Annotated in this window: 24 protein-coding genes, 2 tRNA genes and 2 pseudogenes; 9 read left to right on the plus strand and 19 right to left on the minus strand. The window is 56.9% G+C overall.

All coding sequences use genetic code 11. The annotated features are described in order from the left end of the window. Positions 1–401: 401 nt before the first annotated feature. On the minus strand, positions 402–1,700 hold the full coding sequence (locus tag RHP75_RS12135; protein ID WP_311088407.1) for a hypothetical protein: 1,299 nt from the start codon (positions 1,698–1,700) through the stop codon (positions 402–404). 198 nt (positions 1,701–1,898) lie between these two features. Here RHP75_RS12135 and RHP75_RS12140 point away from each other — a divergent pair, with 198 nt between their 5' ends. Both RHP75_RS12140 and RHP75_RS12145 read left to right on the plus strand, forming a co-directional pair. After that, a complete protein-coding gene (locus tag RHP75_RS12140; protein ID WP_311088408.1) occupies positions 1,899–2,309 on the plus strand; it encodes a hypothetical protein in 411 nt (136 codons plus the stop codon). Next, positions 2,195–2,683, plus strand: a pseudogene (locus RHP75_RS12145) (site-specific integrase); the annotation flags it as partial. The gene RHP75_RS12140 and the pseudogene RHP75_RS12145, both read left to right, overlap by 115 nt. 31 nt (positions 2,684–2,714) lie before the next feature. Here the strand turns inward: RHP75_RS12145 and RHP75_RS12150 are convergent. Further along, positions 2,715–3,856 (minus strand): IS3 family transposase gene (locus tag RHP75_RS12150; protein ID WP_311088409.1). Its coding sequence is split into 2 segments (ribosomal slippage): positions 2,715–3,604 and positions 3,604–3,856, totalling 1,143 coding nucleotides; the frame shifts between segments, so codons are not numbered across the junction. A 70-nt stretch (positions 3,857–3,926) separates the two neighbouring features. Between RHP75_RS12150 and RHP75_RS12155 the strand changes: the two are divergent. After that, positions 3,927–4,628: pseudogene (locus tag RHP75_RS12155) on the plus strand (tyrosine-type recombinase/integrase); the annotation flags it as partial. A gap of 73 nt (positions 4,629–4,701) precedes the next feature. Here RHP75_RS12155 and RHP75_RS12160 read toward each other — a convergent pair. The 10 genes from RHP75_RS12160 to RHP75_RS12205 all read right to left on the minus strand — a co-directional run bounded on the left by RHP75_RS12160 (position 4,702) and on the right by RHP75_RS12205 (position 12,475). Continuing rightward, a tRNA-Pro gene (locus tag RHP75_RS12160) sits at positions 4,702–4,778 on the minus strand. Positions 4,779–4,867: 89 nt separating this feature from the next. Then, positions 4,868–5,224: a MerR family transcriptional regulator gene (locus RHP75_RS12165; protein ID WP_090256190.1), complete on the minus strand. Its 357-nt coding sequence runs from the start codon at positions 5,222–5,224 to the stop codon at positions 4,868–4,870. Continuing rightward, complete coding sequence (gene ihfA / locus RHP75_RS12170) at positions 5,205–5,507, minus strand: integration host factor subunit alpha (RefSeq protein ID WP_003243414.1); 303 nt, start codon at positions 5,505–5,507, stop codon at positions 5,205–5,207. Before ihfA ends, RHP75_RS12165 begins: the two co-directional genes overlap by 20 nt. Before the next feature lie 3 nt (positions 5,508–5,510). After that, complete coding sequence (gene pheT, locus RHP75_RS12175; RefSeq protein ID WP_311088410.1) at positions 5,511–7,889, minus strand: phenylalanine--tRNA ligase subunit beta; 2,379 nt, start codon at positions 7,887–7,889, stop codon at positions 5,511–5,513. 45 nt (positions 7,890–7,934) lie between these two features. Further along, complete coding sequence (gene pheS / locus RHP75_RS12180; protein WP_090256188.1) at positions 7,935–8,951, minus strand: phenylalanine--tRNA ligase subunit alpha; 1,017 nt, start codon at positions 8,949–8,951, stop codon at positions 7,935–7,937. Positions 8,952–9,046: 95 nt separating this feature from the next. Then, positions 9,047–9,403, minus strand: coding sequence for a 50S ribosomal protein L20 (gene rplT, locus RHP75_RS12185; RefSeq protein WP_090505586.1), 357 nt, complete (start codon positions 9,401–9,403; stop codon positions 9,047–9,049). Between the two features lie 25 nt (positions 9,404–9,428). After that, the gene (rpmI, locus tag RHP75_RS12190) at positions 9,429–9,623 is read right to left on the minus strand and encodes a 50S ribosomal protein L35 (protein ID WP_079202156.1); all 195 of its coding nucleotides are present in this window, start codon (positions 9,621–9,623) and stop codon (positions 9,429–9,431) included. Positions 9,624–9,683: 60 nt separating this feature from the next. After that, positions 9,684–10,235, minus strand: a complete 552-nt coding sequence (gene infC, locus RHP75_RS12195) for a translation initiation factor IF-3 (RefSeq protein ID WP_169852835.1) — start codon at positions 10,233–10,235, stop codon at positions 9,684–9,686. After that, on the minus strand, positions 10,235–12,157 hold the full coding sequence (gene thrS / locus RHP75_RS12200; RefSeq protein ID WP_311088411.1) for a threonine--tRNA ligase: 1,923 nt from the start codon (positions 12,155–12,157) through the stop codon (positions 10,235–10,237). Before thrS ends, infC begins: the two co-directional genes overlap by 1 nt. A 241-nt stretch (positions 12,158–12,398) precedes the next feature. Beyond that, positions 12,399–12,475 (minus strand) — tRNA-Val (locus RHP75_RS12205). Positions 12,476–12,661: 186 nt separating this feature from the next. On the opposite strand from RHP75_RS12205, the gene RHP75_RS12210 reads away from it, so the two are divergent. After that, the gene (locus RHP75_RS12210) at positions 12,662–13,945 is read left to right on the plus strand and encodes an FAD-binding oxidoreductase (RefSeq protein WP_311088412.1); all 1,284 of its coding nucleotides are present in this window, start codon (positions 12,662–12,664) and stop codon (positions 13,943–13,945) included. Between the two features lie 66 nt (positions 13,946–14,011). Here the strand turns inward: RHP75_RS12210 and RHP75_RS12215 are convergent, their stop codons facing one another. After that, positions 14,012–14,701, minus strand: a complete 690-nt coding sequence (locus RHP75_RS12215; protein ID WP_311088413.1) for a PA2778 family cysteine peptidase — start codon at positions 14,699–14,701, stop codon at positions 14,012–14,014. Positions 14,702–14,936: 235 nt separating this feature from the next. Between RHP75_RS12215 and dusA the strand changes: the two genes are divergently transcribed. Continuing rightward, entirely contained in the window at positions 14,937–15,947 is a 1,011-nt protein-coding gene (dusA, locus tag RHP75_RS12220) for a tRNA dihydrouridine(20/20a) synthase DusA (RefSeq protein WP_311088414.1), read from the plus strand. A gap of 41 nt (positions 15,948–15,988) precedes the next feature. After that, on the plus strand, positions 15,989–16,915 hold the full coding sequence (gene tal, locus RHP75_RS12225; RefSeq protein WP_311088415.1) for a transaldolase: 927 nt from the start codon (positions 15,989–15,991) through the stop codon (positions 16,913–16,915). An 84-nt stretch (positions 16,916–16,999) separates the two neighbouring features. Here the strand turns inward: tal and rssC are convergent, their stop codons facing one another. Together rssC and rssB are read right to left on the minus strand one after the other, a co-directional pair. Further along, positions 17,000–17,482, minus strand: a complete 483-nt coding sequence (rssC, locus tag RHP75_RS12230) for an anti-sigma factor antagonist RssC (RefSeq protein WP_311091921.1) — start codon at positions 17,480–17,482, stop codon at positions 17,000–17,002. Positions 17,483–17,490: 8 nt separating this feature from the next. Further along, positions 17,491–18,675 carry a two-component system response regulator RssB gene (gene rssB, locus RHP75_RS12235; protein ID WP_311088416.1) on the minus strand — a complete coding sequence of 395 codons (1,185 nt, stop codon included), beginning with the start codon at positions 18,673–18,675 and terminating at the stop codon, positions 17,491–17,493. 215 nt (positions 18,676–18,890) lie between these two features. Between rssB and RHP75_RS12240 the strand changes: the two genes are divergently transcribed. Beyond that, positions 18,891–19,190, plus strand: coding sequence for a PilZ domain-containing protein (locus RHP75_RS12240; RefSeq protein WP_311088417.1), 300 nt, complete (start codon positions 18,891–18,893; stop codon positions 19,188–19,190). Positions 19,191–19,249: 59 nt separating this feature from the next. Here RHP75_RS12240 and RHP75_RS12245 read toward each other — a convergent pair whose 3' ends face one another. Further along, positions 19,250–19,951 (minus strand): VacJ family lipoprotein, encoded by a 702-nt coding sequence (locus RHP75_RS12245; protein ID WP_311091922.1) that lies wholly within the window; start codon positions 19,949–19,951, stop codon positions 19,250–19,252. A 235-nt stretch (positions 19,952–20,186) separates the two neighbouring features. Here RHP75_RS12245 and RHP75_RS12250 point away from each other — a divergent pair, with 235 nt between their 5' ends. Both RHP75_RS12250 and RHP75_RS12255 read left to right on the plus strand, forming a co-directional pair. Beyond that, on the plus strand, positions 20,187–20,897 hold the full coding sequence (locus RHP75_RS12250; RefSeq protein ID WP_311088418.1) for an HAD family phosphatase: 711 nt from the start codon (positions 20,187–20,189) through the stop codon (positions 20,895–20,897). Between the two features lie 148 nt (positions 20,898–21,045). After that, positions 21,046–21,312, plus strand: a complete 267-nt coding sequence (locus RHP75_RS12255) for a DUF4404 family protein (protein ID WP_311088419.1) — start codon at positions 21,046–21,048, stop codon at positions 21,310–21,312. Between the two features lie 48 nt (positions 21,313–21,360). On the opposite strand, the gene queF is transcribed toward RHP75_RS12255, so the two are convergent. The 3 genes from queF to RHP75_RS12270 form a co-directional block, all read right to left on the minus strand. Further along, positions 21,361–22,191 (minus strand): NADPH-dependent 7-cyano-7-deazaguanine reductase QueF, encoded by an 831-nt coding sequence (gene queF, locus RHP75_RS12260; protein ID WP_311088420.1) that lies wholly within the window; start codon positions 22,189–22,191, stop codon positions 21,361–21,363. A gap of 93 nt (positions 22,192–22,284) precedes the next feature. Next, positions 22,285–22,983, minus strand: a complete 699-nt coding sequence (gene pyrF, locus RHP75_RS12265) for an orotidine-5'-phosphate decarboxylase (RefSeq protein WP_311088421.1) — start codon at positions 22,981–22,983, stop codon at positions 22,285–22,287. A 353-nt stretch (positions 22,984–23,336) separates the two neighbouring features. After that, positions 23,337–23,570, minus strand: coding sequence for a DUF1127 domain-containing protein (locus RHP75_RS12270; RefSeq protein WP_311088422.1), 234 nt, complete (start codon positions 23,568–23,570; stop codon positions 23,337–23,339). Positions 23,571–23,586: the final 16 nt, after the last annotated feature.

Consider the following 23,586-nt stretch of genomic DNA (forward strand, 5'->3'; position numbering starts at 1 on the left):
GTCGCGATTTTTGCTCATGAAAGAGCGTTAGAGACGTTGAAATCTGGTTCACTCAGAAGCCGAAGCTGTCTTGGTTTTCACGTAGCAACGTCGAAATCGAGCGATTTTTGAGCTGCCGAAAAGCAGCGCTCTCAAAACCCGACTTTTTCAACAGAATCGGCCGGAAGCAGCCGGTTGCCCGCATCCCCTACTGGCCAGCAGACCGTCCACTGTCCCTGGACAGTGGACGGCGAGCATCGATAATCATCTCCGCGATGAAGTGGCTCACTTCAATCGGCAAACCTAAAACCAGCCAGTTTTAGTCGCGTTGGGAGACTCTCCAAGGCTCGCAGCAACCTCTGCTCAAGAACGGTCATCTCTGACTATGTGGCAGCAACTCAGTCGAATGACTAGCCCCCCGCTCAACGCTCAGTTGGCCCTTTCCAATCCCTCAGCACCCTGACTGCATCCATCTCCCCAATAAGCTCCCGTGCCTGCGCGAGCTTATCCATTGCCAGGCCTCGATCCTCACCTGATAGCCCCGAAACTGATGCCTCCGCATCGCGGAAGAAAGTCTGAATCCGCCTGATTTCATCCCACTGATGAATCACGCTCAACAGATCCGCACGAGCCTGCTTCCTGGCCTCAGTCTGCCGCCTGAGCCTGTCCCTCTCCTCAAGGCGGACCATCTGCTCTTGCCATTCCTGGCGACGGATTCGTGCGAGCTCTTCACCTTCCGCCACCAGGCCAGCAACTACAGGAGCAGCATCTGTGATTTGCTGAACGATATCGTCCAACTGAGTCTGCAGCCGGATCTCTTTGGTTTCCTTCCAACTGCTCGTCCAATCTACATTCGGATAAGGGCAAAAAGCCCTTAAGCACAGGCGTCCCGTGGCGAAATCCATGTGAGTAGTCCAGTTGAGCGTCGGATAGAGTCGACGCAACTGCTTCGCTGGAATCTTGGAAACAGGAATGTAGTCGCCATCGATGTAGCGAGCTTCAAGCTCCTCAGTCATCTCGTACAGGGTCAACCCAATGGCTACCGTACCGACGAACACAACTGTCGGCTTGGAAGGTGACCACAACGCTGGATAACGATGTCGCTGTTTCTTGGGTGGCTGCTCATGCTCATCAAATGGAGCGCGCGAATAAATGCGATCGCTGGGCGCAAACATAACGCGATGACCTGCGGCCTCAAGCTTCTGGAACAGTTTACTCATCAGTTTCAGGGCTGACCTGAGTTGCTGCTTGGTTACCACGACATCAACAAGGCGCTGCTTCCCTGGCTTGAGAAAGCCCTGATCAATCACCCGTCCCTGCTCAAAAACTTCATAAGCGCCCGCAACAACAGGATGGATACCAGAGCGTGACACAGACCGTTTCTGTGGACGCGTCGCACGAAGACTCGGTGCCTTCGGAAGTGGTTGAGAGATAGCTCCCAAGACCACACCACGATGCCAAACCTGCAGATCACCGGGGCCGGCCTCAGGTAATGGCGGCTGGGGACTGTGCTTACCACTCTCCCGCTTCACCCAGTGTCCCCGCGGTGGACGTGGAACATTCATTCGCGTGCAAACACGTGCCATAAAACTTGAGGAGACGCCCAAACGCTCAGCGACTTTGGTCATCGGCCACTGCCAGACCTCTGCATACAACTCTTCACGGGTCACAGGCACGTTTTGCTTTGAATCAGATTGCTTGAACACCTCAACAGACGACATACATCGATCCCTATGTCCTGCATAGCCAACTCCACAACGCCTGCGGTTAGCAAAACAGGCCTGTGCGAGTGGCTACCCAATACAAAAATGGCCATTGTTGTACCAAAACCTCCCCGGCCCTCTCCACTGCGTTGTTTGCCCAGTAGGTAAAAGCCAGCATCTGCAGCATGGACCTGAGCCACAAGTAGGAAGCCCGCCATGCCAGCAACAGCCGAGCAACGCCCTGCCCGTTCGAGTCCTTGTGCGCCACGAATCCTTAGAGCGAATGCGGCCCCCGCCTACCTCGGCATGTGCCGCACCGAGTTCAACAAAACCGTTCGCCCCTACGTGCGGGAATTCCAAATTGGGATACAGGGGGTCGGCTTTGATCGAGAGGAACTGGACGCCTGGGTCGACGCTTACATCGATCGGGCCATCATTGAAAAGGAAGGTGCCAAGGGCGATGATCACTCCCGCAGCGAGCGCCAAGGAGAAAAACCATGGCGCGAAAAACCATTAGCGGCCTCTACCAAAGGAACGGGATCTGGCACATCGACAAGATCTTCAGAGGTCAGCGAATTCAGGAAAGCACTGGATCAAGCGACAGGAAGGAGGCGGAGCAGTACCTGATACACAAGCTGGAAAAACTGCGTGAGCAGCGGATTTATGGCGTACGCAGGATCCGGACCTGGCGGGAAGCGGCAACTCGTTACCTGGTGGAGTACAAGGATCAGCCCTCTATTAGCCTGACTGCCATCCATTTGAAGCAGCTGGACTCATACATTGGGGATATCCCGCTGACTCATATCGATGATGAGACGCTAACTCCGTTCATCAAAGATCGCCTGAAAGCCAGCAGGACGCTATGTGGCAAGGTAAAGCCTGGGGTTTCCTTCAGGACGGTGAACATCGCCCTAGAGCGGGTTATACGTATTCTCAATCTTTGCGCCAGGAAATGGCGTGATGAGCAGAAACGTCCTTGGCTCGACGTAGTACCGATGTTGTGGTCAACGAATTCTGGACAGGGGTTTAGGTCTATCCGGCCAGTAATTCGGCCTCCACTGGCGTTTTGCATCCGTTGTAGCTGTGTGGCCGTTGATGGTTGTAGTAGTCCGTCAGATAGCGCAGCACGTCCGCCTCAGCGTGGCCTTGACTGGTATAGCCGTGCTCCGGCATCCACTCCGTTTTCAGGCTTCTGAAGAAACGTTCCATTGGGGCGTTATCCCAGCAGTTGCCACGGCGGCTCATGCTCTGTTTGATCTGGTAACGCCACAGCATCTGGCGGAACTCGATGCTGGTGTAATGGCTGCCTTGGTCAGAGTGAAACATCAGCTGCTGCGGGCAACCACGGGACTCAAACGCCACGCGCAAAGCGCGCGTCGTAAGTTGCGAGTCTGGTCGATTGGACAACGCCCAGCCCACGATGCGGCGCGCATACAGATCCATCACCGCCGCCAGGTAGATCCAGCGATTACCCGCCCAGATGTAGGTCACGTCGCCGCACCACACTTGGTTGGGGCCGCTCACTGTGAACTGCCTATCCAGCTCATTCGCCGCGATGGCATTTTCACCATCAGCCCGCCGATAACGATGCTTGCGCAATTGCGAACTGAACAGCCGGGCCTCTTTCATCAGGCGTCCGGCAAGGAAACGACCCACCGCGACACCCTGTATCCGCAGCGCCGCTGACAATGTTCTTGCCCCAGCTGAGCCTCGACTTTGTAGATGAAGCTCAGTGGCCAGCTGGCGCAATACAATCCGCCGATGATCTATCCGGCGGCGGCGCTTGCAGGCGTCGTAGACACTGCTGCGATGTACGCCAAATACGCGGCACAGCTCGGCTCGTGGATATCGCTCGCCCAATACCTCGATCAGGCTTATTGATCGAGGGAGTCCGACATTAAGAGAGCGGTAGCCTTTTTTAGGATCTCTTTCTCCCGCTCTAAACGCCGAACCTGGGCCTCAAGGTCTTGTATGCGTTTCTGCTCGGGAGTCATGGCCTTACTGCGCGGCGGGGTTGTGCCACCACGCTCACTGCGCAGTTGCTCTACCCATCGGCGCAATGCCGTCGGGCCTACGCCCATTGACTTGCATGCTTCGGGAATTGAATAACCTTGATCCAGAACCAGGCCGGCTGCTTCGAGTTTGAAATCTGTACTGAAAGATCTTCTGGTCACGTAAACACCTCATTGCTGGGCGAAGCTTAACGCCCTATCGGGGTGTCCAGAATCATTGAGCCACAACACGATGATCACCAAGCTTGAAGAGAAGAAAACGAGTCGATCCCCCTACCCGATGTCTTGGGAGGAACAATCGATTCTTTTCGCCGAGCTACCCGATCATTTGCGTCGCATGGCCCTGTACAAGGTCAACAGCGGCTCTCGCGAGCAGGAAGTCGTAAAACTTCGTTGGGACTGGGAAATACCGGTGCTAGAGCTCAAGACCAGCGTGTTTCTCATACCTGCTGACTTTGGTGGAAGACATGAGAACTCTGGGGTCAAAAATGGCGACGAACGATTGGTGGTGCTCAACAACGTGGCGAGATCTGTCATCGAAGGGCAACGAGGGCTGGACCCCGTCTGGGTATTCCCTTACGGAAAACCCGACGAAGATGGCACAGCGAACCCAGTTCATCGGATGAACGACTCGGCATGGAAGAAAGCCAGGGTTCGAGCGGCTAAGCGGTTTCAGGAGCAGTTCCTGCGCCCCGCTCCCGCTGGCTTCGCCTCGATACGCGTCCACGACCTGAAGCACACCTTCGGGCGCAGGTTAAGGGCTGCTGGGGTCACTGAGGAAGACAGGAAGGCCCTTTTAGGCCACAAAAACGGCAGCATCACCAGCCACTACTCGGGCGCAGAACTGGGCAAGTTGATTGATGAAGCCAACAAGATTTCGGCTACTGACTCACGCGGGCCGGCGCTGACAATACTGAGGAGGAAGGCAGGATGAAAAAAGTCCCGCAAAAGTCCCTGACACAAAAAAGCCTGGTCATCACTGACCAGGCTCTAATGCTTGAATTATATGGTCGGGACGGAGTGATTCGAACACTCGACCCCTAGCACCCCATGCTAGTGCGCTACCGGACTGCGCTACGCCCCGACTAGGCGTGAATCCATTTTCAGAGATCTGAAAACGTCGCGAACTATACATTAAGCTTCTGAAATGTGGAAACTTTTTCAGTAACGAGACTATTTTCTAAGTACTAACAAGACATCTTCAAGCTCAGTAATCATTTGCTTGATCAGCTGTTTGTACTGGGTGCTGTCATCTTTCGCTTCATCACCAGAAAGGCGCTGGCGCGCCCCTCCAATGGTAAAACCCTGATCGTACAAGAGTGCCCGGATCTGCCGAATCATCAGTACATCCTGGCGCTGATAATAGCGGCGGTTACCACGCCGTTTAACCGGGTTGAGTTGTGGAAACTCCTGCTCCCAGTAACGCAACACGTGCGGTTTTACAGCACAGAGTTCACTAACTTCACCAATGGTGAAGTAGCGCTTGCCGGGTATGACGGGCAGTTCGTCGTTATGACTTGGTTCCAGCATACGCCTCGACCCTGGCTTTAAGTTTCTGGCCTGGACGGAAAGTTACGACACGGCGAGCCGTGATCGGAATTTCCTCTCCTGTTTTTGGATTGCGACCGGGGCGCTGACGCTTATCGCGCAGATCAAAGTTACCGAACCCCGAGAGCTTGACCTGTTCGTTGAGCTCCAGCGCTTGGCGGATCTCCTCAAAGAACAGCTCCACCAACTCCTTGGCTTCCCGTTTATTCAGGCCCAGCTCTTCATACAGACGTTCCGCCATCTCAGCTTTCGTCAGAGCCCCCATACGCTACTTCCTTAACGTGGCGTTGAACCTTTGTTCCAGGGAGGTGAGAATATTTTGCGTTGTGGTACTCACCTCATCGTCATTAAGAGTGCGCGATGGATGCTGCCAGGTCAAGCCAACGGCAAGGCTTTTTCTATGAGGATCAATACCTTTACCGTGATACACGTCAAATAGCTTGAGGTCGGTCAGCCACTCACCTGCAGTTTCACGAATCGCACCGAGCAAATCCTGCGCAGGTACGTCCCGATCGACCAGCAAAGCCAGGTCGCGCCGCACCTCTGGGAACTTCGACAGCTCCTGGAACTTCGGCATAACACCCTGAGTGATCTCACCCAGCACCAACTCAAACATAAAAACAGCCTGATCCAGACCCAGCGCCTTCGACAATTCAGGGTGAATGGCGCCGAGGAAACCGACGACACGCCCTTCACGCTCAATGCGCGCCGTTTGCCCAGGATGCAGCGACGGATGCTCGCCCGGTACAAATGCAAAGCTGTCGCCCGCACCTGCACTAGCCAGCAACGCTTCAACATCGGCCTTCACATCATAGAAGTCGACACCATCACGAGCGTGCGCCCAGCCTTCAGGCAAGCGACCACCACAAATAACGCCCGCCAACATCGGCTCTTGCCTCAACCCCTCCAGCTGACCAACAAAGCGCAAGCCGCTCTCGAACAGGCGCACACGCGATTGCTGACGATTCAAGTTGTGCTCAAGCGCTTTGATCAGGCCTGGCCACAGAGACGAACGCATCGCCGCCATATCTGCGGAGATTGGGTTCGCCAGCATCAGCGGCTCAACACCTGGATTGAACAGCTCGAACAACTTAGGATCGATAAAGCTGTAGGTGATCGCCTCCTGATAACCGCGAGCAACCAGCAAACGGCGCAACGCAGGCAGCTCTACTGCGGCTTCAGCCTTGGCCTGCGGAGCCAGACGCGCTTGCGGATAGCGAACCGGCAAACGGTTATAACCATACAAACGAGCGAGCTCTTCGATCAGGTCAACTTCCAAACTGATATCAAAGCGGTGACTTGGCACACCCACCTGCCACTGCCCTTCGCCATCGGCACGAATATCCAAACCCAAAGCCGCCAGCAAACGGACAATTTCCGCATCATCCATCTTCAAGCCGAGCATCTGCTCGATACGCTCAGCACGCAGCGTGACCGGCGCAACGCTCGGCAAGTGCTCTGGATTGACAACTTCGATAACCGGCCCGGCTTCGCCACCGACGATTTCCAGCAACAACGTAGTCGCCCGCTCCATCGCCTCACGCGCCAGCTGCCAGTCCACGCCACGCTCGAAGCGGTGCGACGCATCTGTATGCAAACCATAAGAGCGAGCCTTGCCAGCGATGGCAATAGTGTCGAAGAACGCACTTTCAAGGAACAGATCGCGGGTCTTTTCGTTGACACCGCTGTGCTCGCCACCCATTACACCGGCAATCGCCAAGGCACGGCTGTGATCGGCGATTACAAGCGTATCGCTACGCAGGCTGACCTCCTGACCATCAAGCAGGACAAGTTTCTCGCCCTCCTCGGCCATACGCACACGGATACCACCGTTGATCTCGGCAAGGTCAAACGCATGCATTGGCTGCCCCAGCTCAAGCATCACGTAGTTGGTGATATCGACAGCCGCATCGATACTGCGCACATCGGCGCGACGCAGACGCTCAACCATCCACAGCGGCGTAGGCTTGGACAAATCGACATTGCGTACAACCCGGCCGAGGTAACGCGGGCAGGCTTGCGTAGCCAGAATTTCAACTGGGCGTACTTCATCATGGCTCGGCGTAACTGCAGAAACTACCGGGCGGATGACAGGCGAGGCGTACAAAGCACCGACTTCACGCGCCAGACCAGCCAACGACAGGCAGTCACCACGGTTCGGGGTCAGATCCACCTCGATGCTGGCGTCATCCAGGTCCAGATAGATACGAATATCCTGCCCCACCGGCGCATCAGCCGGCAGCTCCATCAGACCGTCATTTTCTTCACTGATCTGCAGCTCAGAGGCCGAGCAGAGCATGCCGCTGGACTCAACGCCGCGCAGCTTGGCTTTCTTGATCTTGAAGTCGCCGGGCAGTTCGGCACCGATCATGGCGAACGGAATTTTCAGGCCGGGCCGCACATTGGGCGCGCCGCACACTACCTGAAAGGTTTCCGCGCCACTGCTAACCTGGCACACGCGCAGTTTGTCCGCATCGGGGTGCTGCTCGGTGCTCAGCACCTCACCCACCACCACGCCACTGAATACACCAGCGGCCAGCGATACGCTATCGACTTCAAGGCCGGCCATGGACAGGCGGGCAACCAAGTCGTCGCGGGAAACCTGCGGGCTTACCCAGCTACGCAGCCATTGTTCACTGAATTTCATACTGTCTGTTCTCCTGAACCAATTCGATTACGGAATGCGAGGGCGCTAGCGAAATTGCGCCAGGAACCGCAGGTCGTTATCGAAGAACAGCCGTAAATCGTTGACGCCGTAACGCAGCATGGCCAGACGCTCAACCCCCATACCGAAGGCGAAGCCGGAGTATTTTTCCGGATCGATGCCAGACATGCGCAGCACATTCGGGTGCACCATGCCGCAGCCCATGACTTCCAGCCAGCCGGTCTGCTTGCAGACGCGACAGCCCTTGCCGCTGCACATCACGCACTGCATATCGACTTCGGCCGATGGTTCGGTGAAAGGGAAAAACGAAGGACGGAAACGCACACCCAGCGGTTTTTCAAAGAACACCCGAAGGAACTCCTCGATGGTGCCCTTGAGGTCAGCAAAACTCACTCCCTCATCGACCAGCAGGCCTTCTACCTGGTGGAACATCGGCGAGTGCGTGATATCCGAGTCGCAGCGGTAAACGCGGCCGGGGCAAACAATGCGGATCGGCGGCTGCTGCGATTCCATGGTGCGCACCTGAACCGGAGAGGTGTGGGTGCGCAGCAACATATTCGCGTTGAAATAAAAGGTGTCGTGCATCGCCCGAGCCGGATGATGGCCTGGGATATTGAGTGCTTCAAAGTTGTGATAGTCGTTTTCCACTTCCGGGCCTTCGGCAATGCCGTAGCCAATACGGGTGAAAAACTGCTCAACGCGCTCCAGCGTCCGGGTGACTGGATGCAGACCACCAGAAGTCTGACCACGGCCCGGTAGGGTCACGTCGATTTTTTCGGCGGCGAGCTTAGCGCTCAGCGCAGCCTGTTCCAGAGTTGCCTTACGGCTGTTCAGCGCATCCTGAACCTGATCCTTGGCGGCATTGATCAACGCACCGGCTTGCGGGCGCTCTTCTGCCGACAGATTGCCCAGGGTCTTCATCACCTGAGTCAATTCGCCTTTCTTGCCCAGATAGTGAACCCGCAGTTGCTCTAGGGCATTCACATCGTCGGTGTGGCTAACGGCCTCAAGCGCTTGCGAGACCAGCACATCCAGATTTTCCATTTACAGACTCCAGATACGAAATAGGGGAAGAGCTTAAAGGCTCTTCCCCTATTGGTGACGTTTAGCACCGGGCGAGCCCGGTGATTGTCGGGGACTTAAGCCAGTACGGCTTTCGCTTTCTCGACAATCGCAGCAAACGCCGCTTTTTCGTTCACTGCCAGATCAGCCAGAACCTTACGGTCGATCTCAATGGACGCTTTTTTCAGACCGGCAATGAAACGGCTGTAGGACAGACCGTTAACACGAGCACCAGCGTTGATACGAGCGATCCACAGAGCGCGGAACTGACGCTTCCGCTGACGGCGGTCGCGGTAGGCGTACTGGCCTGCCTTGATCACAGCCTGCTTGGCAACGCGGAACACGCGCGAGCGTGCGCCGTAGTAACCTTTAGCGAGTTTCAGAATTTTTTTGTGACGCTTGCGAGCGATAACGCCGCGCTTAACACGAGCCATGAGTAATTTCCTCTATCTTGACCGATTAACGAACGCGCAGCATGCGCGCCACTTTTGCTACGTCAGACGGATGCACCATGGTGCTACCGCGCAGTTGACGCTTACGCTTAGTGGACATCTTGGTCAGGATGTGGCTCTTGAAAGCGTGCTTGTGCTTGAAGCCGTTAGCGGTTTTAAGAAAACGCTTGGCTGCACCACTCTTAGTTTTCATCTTTGGCATGTTCGGATACTCCGCATTCAGTTGATAAACATAACCGCAAGGCCTGCCGTGCCCTGGTGGTTATTTCTTCTTTTTGGGGGCGATGACCATTATCAGCTGGCGTCCTTCCATCTTTGGATGCTGTTCAACGGTGCCGTATTCAGCAAGGTCACCTTCAACCCGCTTCAACAACTCCATGCCCAGTTCCTGATGCGCCATCTCACGACCGCGGAATCGAAGCGATACCTTGGCCCTGTCCCCATCACTAAGGAAACGTACCAGGTTGCGTAGTTTTACCTGGTAATCCCCTTCCTCCGTCCCTGGACGAAACTTGATTTCTTTAACCTGAATCTGCTTCTGGTTTTTCTTTGCAGCAGCAATCTGCTTCTTCTTTTCGAAGATCGATTTGCCGTAGTCCATCAGCTTGCAAACAGGTGGCACTGCATCGGCAGAAATCTCTACCAGATCCAGCTTGGCCTCTTCGGCCTTAAGAAGCGCGTCTTCAATTGACACAATCCCAAGCTGCTCACCTTCAGCGCCAATTAACCGAACCTCGCGTGCCGAGATATTCTCGTTGATCGGGGCCTTCGGTGCAGCTCGTTTATCTTGTCTCATTTCACGCTTAATAATGATTACTCCAAATCTTGGCGACCACGCCGGGAAACCGCCTGCGTAAGAAATTCAGCGAATTGAGTGACGGGCATTGAGCCCAGATCAGCACCTTCACGGGTACGCACGGCGACAGTTTTCGTCTCAACCTCCCGATCTCCGATAACCAAGAGATAAGGAACCTTGAGCAAAGTATGCTCGCGGATTTTAAAGCCTATCTTCTCGTTCCTCAAGTCAGACTTGGCACGAAATCCGCTTTGATTGAGCGTTTTTTCTACTTCGAGGGCAAAATCGGCCTGTTTATCCGTGATATTCATCACCACAGCCTGAGTCGGCGCCAACCACGCCGGGAACGCACCTTCGTAGTGCTCGATTAAAATCCCGATGAAACGCTCGAACGAACCAAGAATCGCGCGATGCAACATGACCGGCACTTTGCGGCTGTTGTCTTCGGAAACGTAGCTCGCCTCCAGACGCTGCGGCATGTTCGGATCGTACTGCAGTGTACCGCACTGCCAAGCGCGACCAAGGCAATCAAGCAGCGTGAACTCGATCTTCGGACCGTAGAATGCACCCTCGCCTGGCAGATACTCCCAAGGCAGACCGGCTTCATTCAGCGCATTGGCCAGCGCCTCTTCGGCACGATCCCAGAACGCATCATCACCTACACGCTTGGCTGGGCGCGTGGAGAGCTTCATCTTGACGTCGCTAAAACCGAAGTCTGCGTAAACCTGCAAGGTCAGCTTGATGAAATCCGCAGCCTCTTTCTTGACCTGCTCTTCCGTGCAGAAGATATGCGCGTCATCCTGAGTGAAGCCACGCACACGCATGATGCCGTGCAGAGCCCCTGAGGCTTCATTGCGGTGACAGGAACCAAATTCAGCCAGACGCAATGGCAGCTCGCGGTAGCTCTTGAGCCCCTGATTGAATATCTGCACGTGGCACGGGCAGTTCATCGGCTTGATCGCGTAATCGCGACTCTCCGACTGAGTGGTGAACATGTTGTCGGCGTAATTGCCCCAGTGCCCGGATTTCTCCCACAGCACACGGTCAACCACCTGCGGCGTGCGCACTTCCTGATAGCCATTCTCGCGCTGCACACCACGCATGTACTGCTCAAGCACCTGATAAATGGTCCAGCCATTCGGGTGCCAGAACACCATGCCCGGCGCTTCTTCCTGTGTATGGAACAAGTCGAGGCGCTTACCGATCTTGCGATGATCGCGCTTCTCGGCCTCTTCAATGCGCTGGATATACGCCGCCAGCTGCTTCTTGTCAGCCCAGGCCGTGCCATACACGCGCTGTAACTGCTCGTTCTTGGCATCGCCGCGCCAGTAAGCACCGGACAATTTGGTCAGCTTGAACGCCTTGAGGAAGCGCGTATTCGGCACGTGCGGACCACGGCACATGTCGACGTATTCTTCGTGGTAGTACAGACCCATAGCCTGCTCGTCCGGCATGTCTTCAACCAGACGCAGTTTGTATTCCTCGCCACGCGCGGTGAACACATCAATAACCTCGGCGCGCGGAGTTACTTTCTTGATGACGTCGTAGTCCTTTTCGATCAGCTGCTGCATGCGCTGCTCGATCGCCGCCACATCATCTAGAGTGAAAGGACGCTCAGAGGCGATGTCGTAGTAAAAACCCTCTTCAATGACCGGACCGATCACCATCTTGGCAGCGGGAAACAGTTGCTTGACCGCATGACCAATCAAATGCGCACAGGAGTGGCGGATGATTTCCAACCCTTCCTGATCTTTTGGCGTAATGATTTGCAGGGTTGCGTCGCTTTCAATCAGATCACAAGCATCAACCAACTTGCCATTGACCTTGCCAGCTACCGTGGCCTTAGCCAGGCCAGCACCAATAGATTGCGCCACCTCGAGTACGGATACCGGGTGATCGAACGAACGCTGACTGCCGTCGGGAAGAGTAATGATGGGCATGGCGCCTCCTCTCCTAGTGGTGACCTCTACCAAAGGCCACATGGGTTGGGATGAGCCAGTAAGCGATTCGGCGGTATACCCGCCATACAGTGGCAGGAGCTTTTCAGCCAACCAAAACCAAACCGGGGTCACTGGAGGTTTTAAACAGCAATTAACCGCAGGAATGCTTGCAGAAAGCCGGGCTTGCTGGCAAGAACCCAATAAAAAAGGGCCGCCTAAGCGACCCTTTTTCTACCAAATCTGGTAGGCACGATTGGACTCGAACCAACGACCCCCACCATGTCAAGGTGGTGCTCTAACCAACTGAGCTACGTGCCTACGATGGGTGCGCATTCTACGGCCGCGCAAAAAACTGTCAACCTATTTTTTGCGCTAACTGCCTGAATAACTGAATTTTTTACTGTTCTGCAGCGCGTTTAATATTTCGCACAGGCCACTAGCCGGGCATTTTCAACTCAGGTAGCATCTGCCCATTCGTAAAAAATAAAGAACAGAGGTTGCAAAATGGCGCACACAGCTTATCCACAATCCTATTACGCGGCCTCCGCCAATCCGGTACCGGAGCGCCCAGAATTGAATGGTGAAGTCGAGACTGACGTGTGCATCGTCGGCGCTGGCTACACCGGCCTGTCTACGGCCATCGCCCTGCTCGAGAATGGCTTTAAAGTCAGCATCGTCGAAGCCGCCAAGGTCGGTTTCGGTGCATCGGGTCGCAACGGCGGGCAGATCGTTAACAGCTATAGCCGCGACATTGATGTGATCGAACGCAGCGTCGGCCCTAAGCAGGCAAAATTGCTGGGAGACATGGCCTTCGAAGGCGGCCGCATCATTCGCGAACGCATCGCCAAGTACAATATCCAGTGCGACCTCAAGGACGGTGGCGTCTTCGCCGCCAATACTCCGAAGCACATGAAACACCTGGAATCGCAGAAAAAGCTTTGGGAACGCTACGGCCATACTCAGTTGGAACTGATGGACGCCAAACGCATCCGTGAGGTGGTGGACAGTGACGTTTACGTGGGCGGCATGCTGGACATGAGCGGCGGCCATATCCACCCGCTCAACCTGGCCCTGGGCGAGGCGGCAGCCGTCGAATCGCTGGGCGGCGTGATTTACGAACAGTCCCCCGCCATCCGCATCGATCGCGGCGCAAGCCCTGTCGTGCACACCCCGAACGGCCGAATCAAAGCCAAGTTCGTGGTCGTCGCCGGCAACGCTTACCTGGGCAACCTGATCCCTGAGCTGTCGGCCAAGTCGATGCCGTGCGGCACCCAGGTGATCACTACCGAACCTCTATCCGCTGAGCTGGCGAAAAGCCTGCTACCGCAGGACTACTGCGTCGAGGACTGCAACTACCTGCTCGACTACTACCGCCTGACCAGCGACAAGCGCCTGATCTTCGGTGGCGGCGTGGTCTACGGCGCCCGTGACCCAGCGAACATCGAAGCCATCATTCGCCCGAAAATGCTCAAGGCCTTCCCGCAGTTGAAGGATGTGAAGATCGACTACGCCTGGACCGGCAACTTCCTGCTGACCCTGTCGCGCCTGCCGCAAGTCGGTCGCTTGGGTGACAACATCTATTACTCGCAAGGCTGCAGCGGCCACGGTGTGACCTATACCCACCTGGCTGGCAAGGTGCTGGCCGAAGCTCTGCGCGGGCAGGCAGAACGCTTCGACGCCTTCGCCGATCTGCCGCACTACCCCTTCCCCGGCGGCCGCCTGTTCCAGGTGCCATTCAGCGCCCTGGGTGCCTGGTACTACACCATGCGTGACAAGCTGGGCGTCTAAAGCACTGCTCGCAAACAGAAACGGCACCTTAATAGGTGCCGTTTTGCATTCTATCTTTCGACGGTTTTACAGCTGCGCATCCGGCCAAAGCTGATGCGCCGTACGCAACGCCCGCTGCGCTGCCGCCGTACGACCTTGATCTTGCAGTTCTTGCGCAGCCGTCATCCACGTCGGTTTTAGCGGCTGCGCCGGCAATTGATTGGTTGGCATGACCAACACCGCCCAACGCCCCGCCTCGCCCCAGGCATCGTCGAAGCTGGCAAAGCTGGTGTACCAACGCCGGGTATTGCCCGAACGCAGCACCAGTGTGCGCTCGCGCTGGTCATAACCGACCAGCAGCGCAAACTGCGAGCCCGGCCCGCCAAACAGACGATCCTGCATCACCAACACCGGATGCCCTGCCGACACCTGTTGCATCAGCGCATCCATATTACCGGGCAAGGGGTAGACCAGCAGATCATAAGAGCGCGCCACCGTTTCAAGCCCGGCTTGCGCGCTTTGCCCCTTGGCTAATTGCTGAATGCGCTCATCCACCAGACCGGGGCTACTGATCACGCCATGATGATTGAGTAACGCCGCCAACGCCGAAGGCCCGCCCTGCGCATCACTGAGCTGAAAAAACGGCACATCGGCCAGCTCGACCCGCTCAGGCAGTCGCTTGGTCTCAGGCAGCAGCTGCGGCCCACTGGAGCAGGCGACGAGCAGAAACGACAGAGCAAACGGCAGAAGTTTTACTACGCGCACAAACTGAAACATCACTCACCCATTGGCTTGTTTATGGCGCAGAGCATAACGATGAAGTGCCGATGACCCAACCTACCTGCGCAAAATGCCCAAACGCCCCAGTGAGCAGCGGCCAAGTCATGTGCAAAACCGAAAACCCTCTCCAGGCTGATAAACTGCCAAGCATTGCACCCAACTCTGCCCGCACCCGCAACAGCCACCGAATTACGACCGCCGCCTGCACCTGCCGTCAAACAGACAGATCCCGATGACCGATAACTCTGCACTTACTGCCAACACGCCCCCAACCACGCTTTCTCGGCGCTTCTCCGTAGCGCCGATGATGGATTGGACAGATCGGCACTGCCGATTTTTCCTGCGCCAATTGTCGCAGCACGCCCTGCTGTATACCGAGATGGTCACTACTGGTGCGATATTGCACGGTGACGCAGCACGCTTTCTGCGCCATAGCGTGGCGGAATATCCGCTAGCCCTGCAGCTGGGTGGTAGCGTGCCAGCGGATATGGCAGCCTGCGCTAAATTGGGCGAAACCGCCGGCTACAGTGAAATAAACCTGAATGTCGGCTGCCCCAGCGATCGGGTGCAGAACAATATGATCGGCGCCTGCCTGATGGGCCATCCGCAACTGGTCGCCGATTGCGTGAAAGCCATGCAGGATGCGGTGGATATCCCGGTAACGGTAAAGCACCGCATTGGTATCAACGGCCGCGACAGCTATGCCGAGCTGTGCGATTTCGTCGGCACGGTGCGCGATGCCGGCTGCCGCAGCTTCACCGTGCATGCGCGCATCGCCATTCTCGAAGGGCTATCGCCCAAGGAGAATCGCGAGGTACCGCCGCTGCGTTATGAGGTGGCGGCGCAGCTTAAGCAAGACTTCCCCGAGCTGGAAATCATCCTCAATGGCGGCATCAAAACCCTAGAAGATTGCCAGCAGCACCTGCAGACCTTCGATGGCGTAATGCTGGGCCGCGAGGCGTACCACAACCCTTACCTGTTGGCGCAGGTTGACCAGCAGTTGTTTGGCTCCCCCCGCACCGTCATGAGCCGCTTCGAGGCCATGCAGAGCATGCGTGGTTATATCGCCGCACACCTCGCTGAAGGCGGCAGCATGCACCACATCACCCGCCATATGCTTGGTCTGGGTCAGGGTTTCAATGGCGCACGGCGCTTTCGCCAGCTGCTCTCGGTGGACATTCACAAGACCAACGAGCCACTGGCGCTGTTCGATCAAGCGGCGCAATTGCTGCAAGGCCGCTGACTCGGGTAAGGTCGGTGCATCTGCAACGACAAGGCTGTGTCATGACCTCCAAGCTGGATCAACTCAAGCAGTTCACCACCGTGGTCGCCGATACCGGCGACCTCGACGCCATCACCCGCCTGAAGCCGGTTGATGCCACCACCAACCCTTCCCTGCTGCTTAAAGCCGCTGCCATGCCGGGTTACAGCGCACTGCTGAAAAGCGCAGTGACTGCCGGCAAAGGCGATCTAGGCCTGGCCAGTGACCATTTTGGCGTCGCTGTGGGCGGTGAAATCCTCAAGATCATCCCCGGGCGCATCTCCACCGAAGTGGATGCACGCCTATCCTTCGACACCCAGGCTACCCTGCGCCGCGCAGAACGCTTGATTGGTCTTTACGAAGAAGCTGGGATAGGTCGTGAGCGCGTGCTGATTAAGATCGCGTCGACCTGGGAAGGTATTCGCGCCGCTGAGCAACTGGAAAAAGCCGGCATTCAGTGCAACCTGACGCTGCTGTTCTCTTTCGCCCAAGCCCAGGCCTGCGCCGATGCCGGGGTATTTCTGATTTCGCCCTTCGTCGGACGCATCTACGACTGGTACAAGAAGGCCGATGGCCGTGATTTTGCCGGCGCAGAAGACCCCGGCGTGCAGTCGGTCACGCGCATCTACAACTACTACAAGGCCAACGCCTACCAGACCGTGGTGATGGGTGCGAGCTTCCGCAACATTGGCCAGATCGAACAACTGGCTGGCTGTGATCGCCTGACCATCAGCCCGGAACTACTGCAACAATTGGCTGATGATCAGCAGCCATTGGCGCGCCTGCTCAGCCCAGGCAAAGCTGCCGAAGCCAAGCAGAGCCTCGGCGAAAGCCAGTTCCGCTGGGCCATGAATGAAGACGCCATGGCCACGGAAAAACTTGCCGAAGGCATTCGCCTGTTTGCCCGCGATCAGGAAAAGCTGGAAAAACTGCTGACCGCTCAAGCCTGAATGGCTTGAGTGACCTAAATGGCTTAAATGACCTAAATGCAAACGGGGCGCTCAATGAGCGCCCCGTTTGTTTAGCCAGACCCATCAATGATGCTCGAGGGCATTGACCAGATCGTGGAAGGCTTCGCGATTGGAGTCGTTCAACCCCATCAGGATGCGATGCGCTTCCAGCACCTTGGCGCGTACCAGCTCTTCCGATTGATCCTGCGACGGCAGATCATCCAGGCAATCCGGGCACGGCACCGGTGTATCGACGATATTGAATACCTGATCAAAACCCATCGACTGCAGCAGCCGAGTGATATCGGCGTGAGTCGTCACCACCGTCGGCAACAGACCAACCTTCTGCCGCGACAGAATCGACAGCTTGGCCAGCAGCCCGAGAGTCGTGCTATCGATACTGCGGGTCTCGGTCAGATCAATCACGATGGCTGAGAAATTCAGCGCGGTGAAGATTTTCTCGATGGTCGAATCTAGGGCCGAACACAGCGTCAGACGCACTTCACCGACAAACTTCAAAATGAAGGTGCCGTCTTGTTCAGCAAACTGGATTCTACCGGGGCTTATCCCAGGGTTCATGCAAGGTTCCTGCTTAACACCAGCAAGGCAATATCATCCGGCATATCCCCCAGATTGGCCAGCCCAAAAGCCTTACGCAGGCCATCAAGGGTGCCACCCGCAGAGCTGATCAGCTGCGGCAACAGGGTTTCCTTGTCTTTCAAGGTATCGCCCGGCAACAGATCGAGAATGCCATCAGAAAGTAGCGTGAGACTGAAGGCCTCTGGCAGCTCCAGCTCCAGGTCGTTGTACTCGGCCTCGACAAACAGCCCAACCGGCAAACCACGACCTTCCAGGTAACGTGCCTGGCCTTCGCTGTAAAGCACCGGCAGCGGTAGATGACCGCCAATGCTGTAGGTCAGACGGTTGTTGGCCTGGTCGATCACACCGCCGAGCATGGTCACGTGCTTGCCCAGCTTGCAGTTGATCAGGCCACGGTTGATATGGCCGAGCACTTCAGAGGGTTTGAAATCTGGCAGGTTGCCACCGCGCCGCGACTCGTACAGCAGGCGTGTGGTCATAAATTTCAGCAGCACGGTGATAAATGCCGAAGAAGCGCCATGCCCGGAAACATCAGCCAGATAAAACGCGATACGACTGTCATCGACACGGAAATAATCGACAAAATCGCCCGATAGATACAGTGAAGGAATGATCTGGTGGGCGAAGTTCAGGCCATCAGCCTGCCACGGCGTTACCGGCAGCATGTTCATCTGCACTTGGCGGCCGGCGTTCTGATCTTCCTGCAGCAGGTGCAGGCTGGCTTGCAGCTCGCGGTTGGCGGTTTCCAGCTCGTCGCGATAGCGCTGGTTTTCCAGGCGCAAATTGGCACGATCCAACGCACGACGCACTGAATGCTCAAGCACGGCGAGATCGGCCAGAGGTTTGATCAGGTAATCGGCTGCGCCCAGACGCAAGGCTTCGACAGCATCGCTCATCACACCAGCACCAGACACCACGATTACCGGGGTTTCCACTTGCAGGGCGTTGATGCGGCGGATCAGCTCGAGACCATCGACTTGCGGCATGCGCAGATCACAGATCACCAGATCCGGCGACTCAGCATGAAAGACTTCCAGCCCCTGCAAGCCATTGGCGGCCTGCAGCACATGAAAACAACTGTCTTCCAGGTAGGCTGCGAGACTCGCGCGCACTACGTCGTCGTCATCGATTATCAGCAGCGTGGCACTGGTTTTGTGCATGAGGTATCCAGGCAAACTGCGCCGGGTATGGGTTGGCTTATGCGTCAGGACAAGCGCCTGGACGCGCGAACTCGGCTTGCTTCAAGGCGCAGACGGTACTCCCATCCGTAACGTGATTCAAGCGCATGCCGGTCGTCGCCGTACGACTTTACACCTCAAATCAGCCAAGGTTATAAGAGCTGCAGGACAGCCCCCATAACAAGAGGAAAAAGCCCATGAGCCAAAATGATCGTGCCTACAGTGAGAAACGCGATTACATCCGCATGCGGCTAGAGGCCCCCGTTACCCTGCACCATGACGGCAAGGAAATTCCTGCACTGTGTCTCGACCTGTCCAGCACAGGCATGCAGCTGGAAGCCGAAAGCGCAGTAAAGATGGGCGACAAGGTACGCGTGCACATCGCGTCTGATCACAACGAATTACGCGGCCTGGATGCCCAAGCCGAAGTGATGCGCGTCAGCACACTGGAAGACGGCCGCCAGGCACTAGGTTTAGCAATTATTTCCATGAGCTGAAATGCTCGGACAACAAAAAAGGCGGCCCGCACGGCCGCCTTTTTGTTTACCCAACAAATTCAGAAATCGTCTTCAACCTCACCGTCACGCACTTTGAATTCGCGATTCTGCAAGTAGGCGTTACGGATAAAGATGTATTTGTCACCGCTGACCATGCGCTCGGCCTTGAGCAAACTGGCCCGCAGGTCAACCGCCTGAACGCCGCGCACCACATTGCGCGTCGGCACATGATCGATAAACGCAGGTGCGGTCAGCATGCTGTCAGGCACCTTGCCGAAGGCATCACGTACGGTGCTTGGCCCCAACAATGGCAGCACAACATAAGGCCCGCTGTTGAGCCCCCAGACGCCCATGGTCTGACCGAAATCTTCATCGCTGCGCTGCAGGCCCATAGCACTGCCAACATCGAAGAAGCCCAGCAGGCCGAAGGTGGTATTGAAGATCAAGCGACCGCCATCAACTCCAGCGTCATGCAACTTGCCTTGTAGCAGGTTGTTGGCCAGGTTGCCGACATCGCCAATGTTGCGAAAGACATTGTGCACGCCATCTTCAAGAAACTGTGGCGTCACCGCCTGATAACCCTTGGCCAACGGCTTGAGGGTATAGGTATCAACGTTATCGTTGACCCGAAACATAAAGCGGTTGTAACCCTGCCAAGGGTCTTCTTCGTTGGCTTGCGCCAGCGCAGGCAGCAACAGCGCGCCGGTACAGGCAATCAACAGGCTCAATCGTTCAATCCAGCTCGCACCGGTCACACGCATCATAGTCGCTCCTTGAAAATACTCAGGCTGCCATAGGCGGCCAAATCAGGCCGCGCAGTATAAGACGGCAGCCCTATAAATAGGCAGCATAGCGGACGAACAAATAGCTGAAAAAATCTTACCGCCTGTTGCCGTACAGCCCAGTGATTGCCGGAGGTGCAGACGGAAATAAAGCCTTCATCTGCCTGTAACCTGAATGCACTAGCCTGGACTAGATCATTTTCAAGGACGGCCCATGCAAACGCCCGCCACCTCGCCCGCCTTCACCGCCATCCTGTTTAGTCTTTCCGGCTGCCTGGTTGATTTCGGTGCACGCACCATCCCGCTGACCCTGCAACGCCTCTACCCAAAGGCAGCCAATCACCAAAGCCTGCAGCAGGCCCTCGGCCGTGAACCCTTAACTGAAGAGTGGCAGGCTTACCAGCAGACCCTCTGCGAAACCGCATGCGAACATGCCGAGGCCACCCATGCCGCCCTGCCCTTGCTTGAACAGCTGCACCAACAGAGCGTGCCCTGCGCCTGGCTGGATGAACTGCCACGCGACGCCAGCATCAGCATGGCCAGCGCACTCCCGGACTGGTTGCCAGGCATATCCAGCCACAGCACGCGCCCATGGCCGGCACCTGACGCCATCTGGCGGAGCCTGATAGAGCTACAGGTTGATCAGCTCGAAGGCTGCGTCCTGGTCAGTGGCGAACCACGCCTGTTGCAGGCGGCGTTAAATGCCGGCATCTGGACCATCGGCCTGGCCATCAGCGGTCCGCTTTGCGGCCTGGCGCCGGCTGACTGGCAAAGTCTGCCGATGAGCGAGCGTGATCGACTGCGTAGCCAGGCCACCCTCAGCCTGTACCGCCTTGGCGTGCATTCGGTGATTGACCAGCTCAGCGACCTGCCCACCTGCCTGGCGGATCTCAGCCTACGTCGGCACAAGGGTGAAAAGCCCTGAGCAAGCGCCAGAATGCCGGCTGAATCCATGCCTCACGCTTGATCCAAAGCAAGCAAAGCCTGCTGGCTTGGATTAATCTGAAGGCATGCAGAACCTTTCGCCCCTGCGTAAGGTCAGTCAATCTGTCGACTACCAAAGGGAGAACTCCATGCCTGCAAGCCGCCTGCAGCAACAACTGCAAGATCTGCGCAACCAACTGGCTGAACAGCCACCGTTGACTGAAGAGGAACGCGCCGAGCTGTTTGTACTGACCCAGGAAATTGAACTACAGCTGGCCCGCCAGGCAGCAGCTGCACCTGACGCAACGCTGATCGACGGGGTTAACCTCGCGGTGGAGCGCTTCGAAGCCAGCCACCCAACCCTCGCCGGCACCCTGCGCAATATCGTGCAGAGCCTGGCCAATATGGGTATTTAAACGCACACAGCACTAACGAAAACCCCAGCACTTAGCTGGGGTTTTGCATTACTGGCGCACCAAACGCTGATTATCTGGGCTGATGGGCCCGCTGCTGCGATAGGGATTGATATCCAACCCACCACGGCGCACATAACGCGCATACACCGTCAGGTGCTCAGGCTTGAGCAGGCGCTGCAGGTCGAGAAAGATCCGCTCCACGCACTGCTCATGAAAATCCGCATGCTGACGAAAGCTCACCAGATAGGCCAACAGACTGGCGTGATCCAGCGCCAGGCCACGGTACTGCACCACCAGCGTGCCCCAATCCGGCTGGCCGGTGACCGGGCAATTAGATTTGAGCAGATGACTGTGCAGGCTTTCCTCGACCACTCGCGCGGCATCACAGCGCAGCAGCTCAGGCTGCGGCTGCTCATAGTTGCTGATGGCTACATCCAGCTCGTCGATACAGACGCCTGGTGCGGCCTGCACACCTTCAGCCGTTACCTCAGCCAGGCTGCGCACGCGCACGCCAACCGGCTTGCCGGCGGCTGCCGAGAGGTCCTGCACCAGTACCGCCACCAGCTCGTCAGCACTGTTGAACACCGACTGATTCAGCGAATTGAGGTACAGCTTGAAGGATTTCGACTCGATGATATTTGGCGAGTCGGCCGGAATGGCGAACTCGCCCATGGCCACCACCGGCTTGCCGGATGGCAACAACCAGGACAGCTCAAAACAGTTCCAGAAATCCACACCCTGATACGGCAGCGTTTCGGCACTCAGGCCCAGCTCGGCCCATTTCGCGGCACGCGGAATGGGGAATAACAAAGACGGGGTGTAGGTCGCGATGTACTCACTGGACTTGCCCAGTGGCGAATCTTCGGCGGCGGGATGCATGGAGAAAACCTGGCTAGTCGAAATACAGCGATTGTATACAGCTCTTCAGACAAATTCAGGCGGCAAGCGCAAAGCCGAGCTTGCCGCGTAGCATCAGGTCAGCTCCGCCACTACAGCAGCCAACGCCTGGCCAGGATCAGCAGCCTGGCTGATCGGTCGACCAATAACCAGATAATCGGAACCGACATCCAACGCCTGACGTGGCGTCAGAATGCGGCGCTGGTCATCCTGAGCGCTGCCGGCCGGACGAATGCCGGGCGTCACCAGTTGCAGCGCCGGGTACGCGGCCTTCAGCGCCTGCGCTTCCTGGGCCGAACACACCAGGCCATCCAGACCGGCCTGTGCGGCCAGCCCGGCCAGACGCAGCACCTGCGCCTGCGGCTCTAGATCCAGACCAACGCCCGCCAGATCTTCGCGCTCCATACTGGTCAGCACGGTTACGCCGATTAGCAGTGGTTTGGTCCCCTCCAGCTTGTCCAGGGTTTCGCGGCAGGCTGCCATCATGCGCAGGCCGCCCGAGCAGTGCACATTGACCATCCACACGCCCATCTCCGCCGCAGCCTTGACGGCCATGGCCGTGGTATTGGGGATGTCGTGGAATTTCAGATCGAGAAACACCTCGAAGCCCCTGCCGGCCAGCACATTGACGATCTCCGGCCCGCAACGGGTGAACAGCTCCTTGCCTACCTTGACCCGGCACAGCCTGGGATCTAGCTGATCAGCCAATGCCAACGCGGCATCACGGGTCGGGAAATCCAGGGCAACGATGATCGGGGTCTGGCAGGCGGACATGGGCGGGCTCTCGGGCAAGACAAATTCGGCGCGCATTGTAGCGGATGCGCCACAGGCTTGCCGCTCCGGTGATCCGCCCGTATCGTTCAGGGTTCAAGCCAAGCCGCAACAACTAAGGCTTACCGCTATTCGTCGGACTCAGACACAAGCGCATGCGGCGCCGCAAACGCCTGGCGATAACAGAACGCCAGACGCCCGACGATCGTCTGCATCAAAGGCCAATGCCCCGTAACCTCCTATGTCGCTCATTGCCCCTGCTTAACCACTCCTGACCACGCTTAAGCATTTCGGCATCAGTGGACTGCTAAATACACCTGACCGGGCATGCAGCTCCGTCGTACATAGTCCGCCAATCAGCGCGCCAACGGGTCATCCCAGAATGAACGTTCGCTTTCTTGGATAACATCCGCACGGCTTAAACCCAGATCCTTCAACGCCGCATCATCAAGCATGGCCAGGCGCCGCCGTTGCTCGGCCAACTGCCACCAGCGGGCAAACTGGCGACCAAGCGCACGCAGTATTTCAGTCGGCCGACGGCTCTTTAAGCGCCCAGCACTGGCTATTGCATAACCTTTTTGACCTTTCATCTCGTCGCCCTCCTTG

The organism is Pseudomonas sp. SG20056 (assembly GCF_031764535.1).
GTDB lineage: Bacteria > Pseudomonadota > Gammaproteobacteria > Pseudomonadales > Pseudomonadaceae > Aquipseudomonas.

Bases quoted from the DNA above. Each gene is read 5' to 3' on its own strand.
- RHP75_RS12135 (WP_311088407.1), bottom strand. From the start codon at position 1,700: ATGTCGTCTGTTGAGGTGTTCAAGCAATCTGATTCAAAGCAAAACGTG.
- RHP75_RS12140 (WP_311088408.1), top strand. From the start codon at position 1,899: ATGCCAGCAACAGCCGAGCAACGCCCTGCCCGTTCGAGTCCTTGTGCG.
- RHP75_RS12165 (WP_090256190.1), bottom strand. From the start codon at position 5,224: ATGCTGGAACCAAGTCATAACGACGAACTGCCCGTCATACCCGGCAAG.
- ihfA (WP_003243414.1), bottom strand. From the start codon at position 5,507: ATGGGGGCTCTGACGAAAGCTGAGATGGCGGAACGTCTGTATGAAGAG.
- pheT (WP_311088410.1), bottom strand. From the start codon at position 7,889: ATGAAATTCAGTGAACAATGGCTGCGTAGCTGGGTAAGCCCGCAGGTT.
- pheS (WP_090256188.1), bottom strand. From the start codon at position 8,951: ATGGAAAATCTGGATGTGCTGGTCTCGCAAGCGCTTGAGGCCGTTAGC.
- rplT (WP_090505586.1), bottom strand. From the start codon at position 9,403: ATGGCTCGTGTTAAGCGCGGCGTTATCGCTCGCAAGCGTCACAAAAAA.
- rpmI (WP_079202156.1), bottom strand. From the start codon at position 9,623: ATGCCAAAGATGAAAACTAAGAGTGGTGCAGCCAAGCGTTTTCTTAAA.
- thrS (WP_311088411.1), bottom strand. From the start codon at position 12,157: ATGCCCATCATTACTCTTCCCGACGGCAGTCAGCGTTCGTTCGATCAC.
- RHP75_RS12210 (WP_311088412.1), top strand. From the start codon at position 12,662: ATGGCGCACACAGCTTATCCACAATCCTATTACGCGGCCTCCGCCAAT.
- RHP75_RS12215 (WP_311088413.1), bottom strand. From the start codon at position 14,701: ATGTTTCAGTTTGTGCGCGTAGTAAAACTTCTGCCGTTTGCTCTGTCG.
- dusA (WP_311088414.1), top strand. From the start codon at position 14,937: ATGACCGATAACTCTGCACTTACTGCCAACACGCCCCCAACCACGCTT.
- tal (WP_311088415.1), top strand. From the start codon at position 15,989: ATGACCTCCAAGCTGGATCAACTCAAGCAGTTCACCACCGTGGTCGCC.
- rssB (WP_311088416.1), bottom strand. From the start codon at position 18,675: ATGCACAAAACCAGTGCCACGCTGCTGATAATCGATGACGACGACGTA.
- RHP75_RS12240 (WP_311088417.1), top strand. From the start codon at position 18,891: ATGAGCCAAAATGATCGTGCCTACAGTGAGAAACGCGATTACATCCGC.
- RHP75_RS12245 (WP_311091922.1), bottom strand. From the start codon at position 19,951: ATGCGTGTGACCGGTGCGAGCTGGATTGAACGATTGAGCCTGTTGATT.
- RHP75_RS12250 (WP_311088418.1), top strand. From the start codon at position 20,187: ATGCAAACGCCCGCCACCTCGCCCGCCTTCACCGCCATCCTGTTTAGT.
- RHP75_RS12255 (WP_311088419.1), top strand. From the start codon at position 21,046: ATGCCTGCAAGCCGCCTGCAGCAACAACTGCAAGATCTGCGCAACCAA.
- queF (WP_311088420.1), bottom strand. From the start codon at position 22,191: ATGCATCCCGCCGCCGAAGATTCGCCACTGGGCAAGTCCAGTGAGTAC.
- pyrF (WP_311088421.1), bottom strand. From the start codon at position 22,983: ATGTCCGCCTGCCAGACCCCGATCATCGTTGCCCTGGATTTCCCGACC.
- RHP75_RS12270 (WP_311088422.1), bottom strand. From the start codon at position 23,570: ATGAAAGGTCAAAAAGGTTATGCAATAGCCAGTGCTGGGCGCTTAAAG.